3 protein-coding genes are annotated in these 5,929 nt (G+C 70.5%); 2 read left to right on the top strand and 1 reads right to left on the bottom strand.

Annotated elements, in window-relative coordinates; translation table 11 throughout:
- Window positions 1-430 precede the first annotated feature (430 nt).
- Window positions 431-4,192 carry a multifunctional oxoglutarate decarboxylase/oxoglutarate dehydrogenase thiamine pyrophosphate-binding subunit/dihydrolipoyllysine-residue succinyltransferase subunit gene (locus tag ACY45C_RS05830; protein WP_462186627.1) on the top strand — a complete coding sequence of 1,254 codons (3,762 nt, stop codon included), beginning with the start codon at window positions 431-433 and terminating at the stop codon, window positions 4,190-4,192.
- Between the two features lie 151 nt (window positions 4,193-4,343).
- Here the strand turns inward: ACY45C_RS05830 and ACY45C_RS05825 are convergent, their stop codons facing one another.
- Entirely contained in the window at window positions 4,344-5,324 is a 981-nt protein-coding gene (locus tag ACY45C_RS05825) for a zinc-binding dehydrogenase (RefSeq protein WP_462186626.1), read from the bottom strand.
- A gap of 190 nt (window positions 5,325-5,514) precedes the next feature.
- On the opposite strand from ACY45C_RS05825, the gene ACY45C_RS05820 reads away from it, so the two are divergent.
- Window positions 5,515-5,760: a hypothetical protein gene (locus ACY45C_RS05820; RefSeq protein WP_462186625.1), complete on the top strand. Its 246-nt coding sequence runs from the start codon at window positions 5,515-5,517 to the stop codon at window positions 5,758-5,760.
- The last annotated feature ends 169 nt before the right edge of the window (window positions 5,761-5,929 follow it).

Raw genomic sequence — 5,929 nt, 5'->3', positions numbered from 1 at the left:
CTCTGACCCCGGGCAAACCAAGGGACAACGACACCAAGGGAGAAAGGGCACCAAGGAGCAGAAACATCAAGAGGCAGATGCCGGCCCGCCAGGTCGCCTCACGGGCGTAGGTCGCTCGAAGCGACATTTATTGGGTCCGGGGGCCATGATGCGGGCCGGCGTCACCGAGCATAACCGACGGCCCGCCCGGGAGTATCCCCACCGTGCGATGAACGATCGAACGATCTCGCTCTCGCCCTGATTGGCTGTAGCTGCCGGCCGTTCCCGGCGCCGGTCCGCGTATCCCGGAGAACACGCCGAGCAATCTACTCGTAACCGATCGGGGGACAGGTCGAACCAGGATGCCCAGAGCGGGTAGGATGGGCAGACGGTGGCGGGAGGGCCTTTCGGAGGCCGAGAAGCGAGACCGTGGATAGAGGCGAATGACCCCGTGACAGCACCAACGGTACCTGCGTCAGGACCTGACTTCGGACCCAACGAATGGCTGGTCTTCGAGATCTACCAGCAGTTTCTCGAAGATCCGCAGAGCGTATCGCCGGAGTGGCGCGAGTTCCTCTCCGATTACCGCCCCGGCACGCCGCCCGCCTCCGCGGGCGTAGCCGAGCAGGCCGCCACGGCGGCCCCTAGCGGAGAGGTCTCGCCGGATGGTGAGATCTCCCACACTACGCCTGTTCCGGTGAAGCCGAGCGAGGCCGTCCCGTCGGTTCCGCCCGCCGCGTCTGTTCCGGCCGCCGCGACCGCGCCGGTCCCGGCGTCGGCGCAGCCCGCCGGGCCCCCGAAGCAGGCGGCACCCGCCGACCGGCAGGTTCCGGGGGCGGCCACGCCGCTGCGCGGCGCCGCCGCCCGCGTGGTCAGCAACATGGAGACCTCGCTGCACGTCCCGACGGCGACCTCGGTGCGGGCGGTGCCGGCCAAGCTGCTCGCGGACAACCGCATCGTGATCAACCGGCACCTGGCCCGCTCCAGCGGCGGCAAGGCGTCCTTCACGCACATCATCGGCTACGCGATGGTCAAGGCGCTGGCCGCGCATCCCATCATGAACGCCTCCTACACGGAGGTGGGCAGCAAGCCGGCCATCGTCCAGCCGGAGCACATCAACCTGGGCCTCGCCATCGACCTGGTGACCCCGAAGGGCCGCCAGCTCGTCGTCGCCGCCGTCAAGAAGGCCGAGACGCTGGACTTCACCCAGTTCTGGCAGGCCTACGAGGACCTCGTGCGCCGGGCCCGGGCGAACAAGCTGACCACCGACGACTTCACCGGCGTCACCATCAGCCTGACCAACCCCGGCGGCATCGGCACCGTGCACTCGGTGCCCCGCCTGATGGAGGGCCAGGGCACGATCATCGGTGTCGGGGCGATGGAGTACCCGGCCGAGTTCTCCGGCGCGTCGGCGAACACCCTGGCGAAGCTCGCGATCTCCAAGATCATCACACTGACCAGCACCTACGACCACCGCATCATCCAGGGCGCCCAGTCGGGTGAGTACCTGCGCCGGATGCACCAGCTGCTCCTCGGCGAGGACGGCTTCTACGACGAGATCTTCCAGTCGCTGCGGGTGCCCTACGAGCCCGTGCGCTGGGTCACCGACATGCCGGTCGTGCACGAGGGCGACCTCGACCACAACGCCCGGGTGCTGGAACTGATCCACGCCTACCGGGTGCGCGGCCACCTCATGGCGGACACGAACCCGCTCGAGTTCGCCATCCGCAGCCATCCCGATCTCGACATCATCAGCCACGGGCTGACCCTGTGGGACCTCGACCGCGAGTTCGCCGTCGGCGGCTTCGCCGGGCACCGGACGATGTCCCTGCGCGACGTCCTGGGGGTCCTGCGCGACTCGTACTGCCGTCGGATCGGCATCGAGTACATGCACATCCAGGAGCCGGACGAGCGCGCCTGGATCCAGGCCCGGGTCGAGCGGGCCGCGGAGCGGCCGGACCCGGCCGAGCAGCTGCACGTGCTGGAGCGGCTCGGGGCCGCGGAGGCGTTCGAATCGTTCTTGCAGACCAAGTACGTCGGCCAGCGCCGGTTCTCCCTCGAGGGCGCCGAGTCGACGATCCCCGCCCTCGACGAAGTTCTCTCGCGCGCCGCCGGCGCGGGGATGGACGAGGTCGTCATCGGCATGGCCCATCGCGGCCGGCTGAACGTGCTCGCCAACATCGTCGGCAAGTCCTACCGGCAGATCTTCGCCGAGTTCGAGGGCTACCTCGACCCGCAGACCGCGCACGGCTCCGGCGACGTCAAGTACCACCTCGGCGCCGAGGGCGTCTACACCGGCCAGGACGGCCGCACGGTACCGGTCTCGGTGGTCGCGAACCCGTCGCACCTCGAGGCGGTCGACCCGGTCACCGAGGGCGTCGTCCGCGCCAAGCAGGACATCCTGGACAAGGGCTCGGCGGGTTTCACCGTCCTGCCGGTACTCGTCCACGGCGATGCCGCGTTCGCCGGTCAGGGGGTCGTCGCCGAGACCCTCAACCTGTCCCAGCTGCGCGGATACCGCACCGGCGGCACCGTGCACCTGGTCATCAACAACCAGGTCGGATTCACCACCTCGCCGGACTCCGGCCGGTCGTCGGTGTACGCCACCGACGTCGCCCGGATGGTCCAGGCACCGATCTTCCACGTGAACGGGGACGACCCGGAGGCGTGTGTCCGGGTCGCGGCGCTGGCGTTCGAGTACCGCCAGGCGTTCCACAAGGACGTCGTCATCGACCTGGTCTGCTACCGGCGGCGCGGGCACAACGAGATGGACGAGCCCTCGTTCACCCAGCCGTTGATGTACGACACCATCGCCAGCAAGCGTTCGGTGCGCAAGCTCTACACCGAGGCGCTGATCGGCCGCGGGGACATCACCCGCGAGGAGGCCGAGCAAGCGATGAAGAGCTACCGCGCGGAGCTCGAGAAGGCCTTCGCGCAGACCCGGGACACCACTCCGGCGGGCTCGTCGCCGCAGCCACGCATCATCACCACCCCGGAGGAGGCCGCCGCGGCGGCCGCGGTGAGCACCGCCGTGTCCGACGAGGCCGTGAAGAAGGTCATCGAGACCCAGGTCAACCTGCCGGAGGGCTTCACCGTCCATCCACGGCTGCGTCCCCAGGTCGAGCGGCGGGCCCAGATGGTGAAGACCGGCTCGATCGACTGGGCGCTGGCGGAGACCTTGGCCTTCGGAACGCTCCTACTCGACGGCCGCTCGGTGCGGCTGACCGGTCAGGACAGCCGGCGGGGCACCTTCGGCCAGCGGCACGCTGTGCTGGTCAACCGGCACAGCGCCGCGGACCACACCCCGCTGCGGACCCTGCGCTACGGCCTCGACGGCACCATCGTGAACGACGGTGTCGGCACCTTCTACGTCTACGACTCGCTGTTGAGCGAGTTCGCGGCGATGGGCTTCGAGTACGGCTACGCGGTCGCCCGGCCGGACATGCTGGTGCTCTGGGAGGCGCAGTTCGGCGACTTCGCCAACGGTGCCCAGTCGATCATTGACGAGTTCATCACCGCCGGTGAGGCCAAGTGGGGCCAGCGGTCGGCAGTCACCCTGCTGCTGCCGCACGGCTACGAGGGTCAGGGTCCCGACCACTCCTCCGCCCGCATCGAGCGATTCCTGTCGCTGTGCGCGGACAACAACATGACGGTCTCCGCACCCTCGTCCCCCGCCAGCTACTTCCACCTGCTGCGCCGGCAGGCCCTCTCGCCGGTCCGGCGCCCGCTGGTGGTCTTCACCCCCAAGTCGATGCTGCGGCTGAAGGCCGCGACGTCCACCGTGGCGGAGCTGACCGGCAGCGGCTGGCAGCCGGTGATTGACGACGGGTCCGTCACGGACCCGTCGGCCGTGCGCCGGGTACTGCTCACGGGCGGCAAGGTCTACTACGATCTCGCCGCCGCCCGGGGGAAGCACGATGACGCCGAGCGGTTCGCCCTGCTGCGCGTCGAACAGCTCTACCCGACGCCCGGACCGGAGCTCGCGCAGGTCCTGGAGCGTTACCCGAACGTGACGGACATCGTCTGGCTCCAGGAGGAGCCAGCGAACCAGGGCGCCTACCCGCACATGGCCCTCAACCTGACCGAGTTCCTGCCCGGCGGCATCCGGCTGCGTCGCATCTCCCGGCGCGCCGCCGCGGCCCCGGCCTCGGGGTCGTCGAAGGTGCACGAGCGCGAGCAGCAGGCCCTGGTCGAGGCGGCGTTCGAGAACTGAGCGCGCGGCTGGCGGGGCGTGCCCGATCCGAGGACCGGGTCCCGCCCCGCCGTGCCCGGCAGCGCCACCGGCGTGCGGCGGCCGGTCCGGCTCGCCACCTGGCTGGCCCGCCCAGCCCCGCGCCAGGAGTCCCCGCATCGCACCAAAGAGGCTAGGCGGGGGGGCGGAGTATCAGCTTGCCGAAGAACTCACCGCCGAGCAGCTGCTCGAAGGCGGCCCGGGCATCGGCCAGCGGGCGCACCTCGTGGATCAGCGGCCGCACCCCGGTCCGTTCCGCGAACGCGACGAGGTCGACCAGCTCGTCCCGGCTCCCCATGGTGGAACCGATCACCGACAGCTGGAGGAAGAAGATCCGGGTGAGGTCCGCCGGCGGGTTCGGACCACTGGTGGCGCCCGAGACCACGATGCGCCCGCCGGGGCGCAATGCCTTCACCGAGTGACCCCAGGTGGCGGCGCCGACGGTCTCGATGACCGCGTCGACCCGGCGCGGCAGCCGGGCACCGGGTTCGAGAACCTCGTCGGCGCCGAGGGCGGCCGCCCGCTTCCGCTTGGTCTCGTCCCGCGAGGTCACGAAGACGGTGTGCCCGGCGGCCTTGGCGATCAACAGCGCCGCGGTGGCCACCCCCCCACCGGCTCCCTGGATGAGCACGGTGCCGCCGCCCCCGGCGGGCAGCCCCGCCCGGGAGACGACCATCCGGTAGGCAGTGAGCCAGGCGGTCGGCAGGCAGGCGGCCTCCTCCCACGACAACCCGGCGGGCTTCGGGATCAGGTTGCGCCGCGGCACGGCGACCCGCTCGGCAAGGGTCCCCGGGTACAGCTCGGACAACAGGGTCCGCTTCGGGTCCAGCGTCTCGTCCCCCCCGCCCGCTGTCGGATCACCGATCACGCTGTGGACGATGACCTCCTGCCCGTCGGGGGTCACCCCGGCGGCGTCACAGCCGAGGATCATCGGGAGCCGATCCGCCGGCAGGCCCACTCCACGCAGGCTGAACAGGTCGTGATGGTTGAGCGAGGCGGCCCGCACCGTGACGGTGACCCACCCGTCGAGCGGCGCGGGTTCGGGCTGCTCCCCGATGGCCAGGCCGTCGAGCGGAGAATCGGGGTGGAGGGACACGGCGGCGGCGGCTAGCACCCTTCGAACCTACGGCTACCGGCGTGCAGACGCGAGCGAGGCCGACCGGCGCGGATCTGCTCAGGACAACCGACAGGCGACGCCACGGACGAAGGGGACCATCCGGGCCGGCAACCGCGCCTGCCACGCCGGTGTGCTGAACTCGACACCGTGGGAACAACAAGGGTGGACGTCCAATGGTAAACGGGCCGTGGTGACCCACGAGGACATGCCCGACTCGCCGCGCAGAAACGGGTCGAGCCGGCGGCTGGGCTGGCGCCGCCGACACCCCGCGCCCATCCCGGAGGCACCCGCGACGGTCATCGTGGACGGCATACCGGTCATCACGGTGGCTCCCGCCGACTTCGTGTGCTGCTCTTACAAGGGATGTGGGACCCTGCGCCCGCTCGCGGAGGCGGCGGAGAACCGGCCCTGCCCGGGATGCGGCCGGGTCTGAGAGCACGCGGTCTCGCAAACGGCCCGGGAACGCGGCTCAGGGACCCGCAGCGGGACGCGGGGCCTCGACCGTCTAGGTCTGTCTTCCGCACATGGGGTTTCGATGCGTTGACCGGCCTGGTTTCCGATCAAGGTGGCCGGGTCGGATCGACGCCGAGATGGTGTGGCGG

Source organism: Frankia sp. CcWB2, from assembly GCF_977927585.1.
The sequence above is the reverse complement of the archived record's forward strand: the minus strand, read 5'-3'. Positions and strand labels throughout refer to the sequence as shown.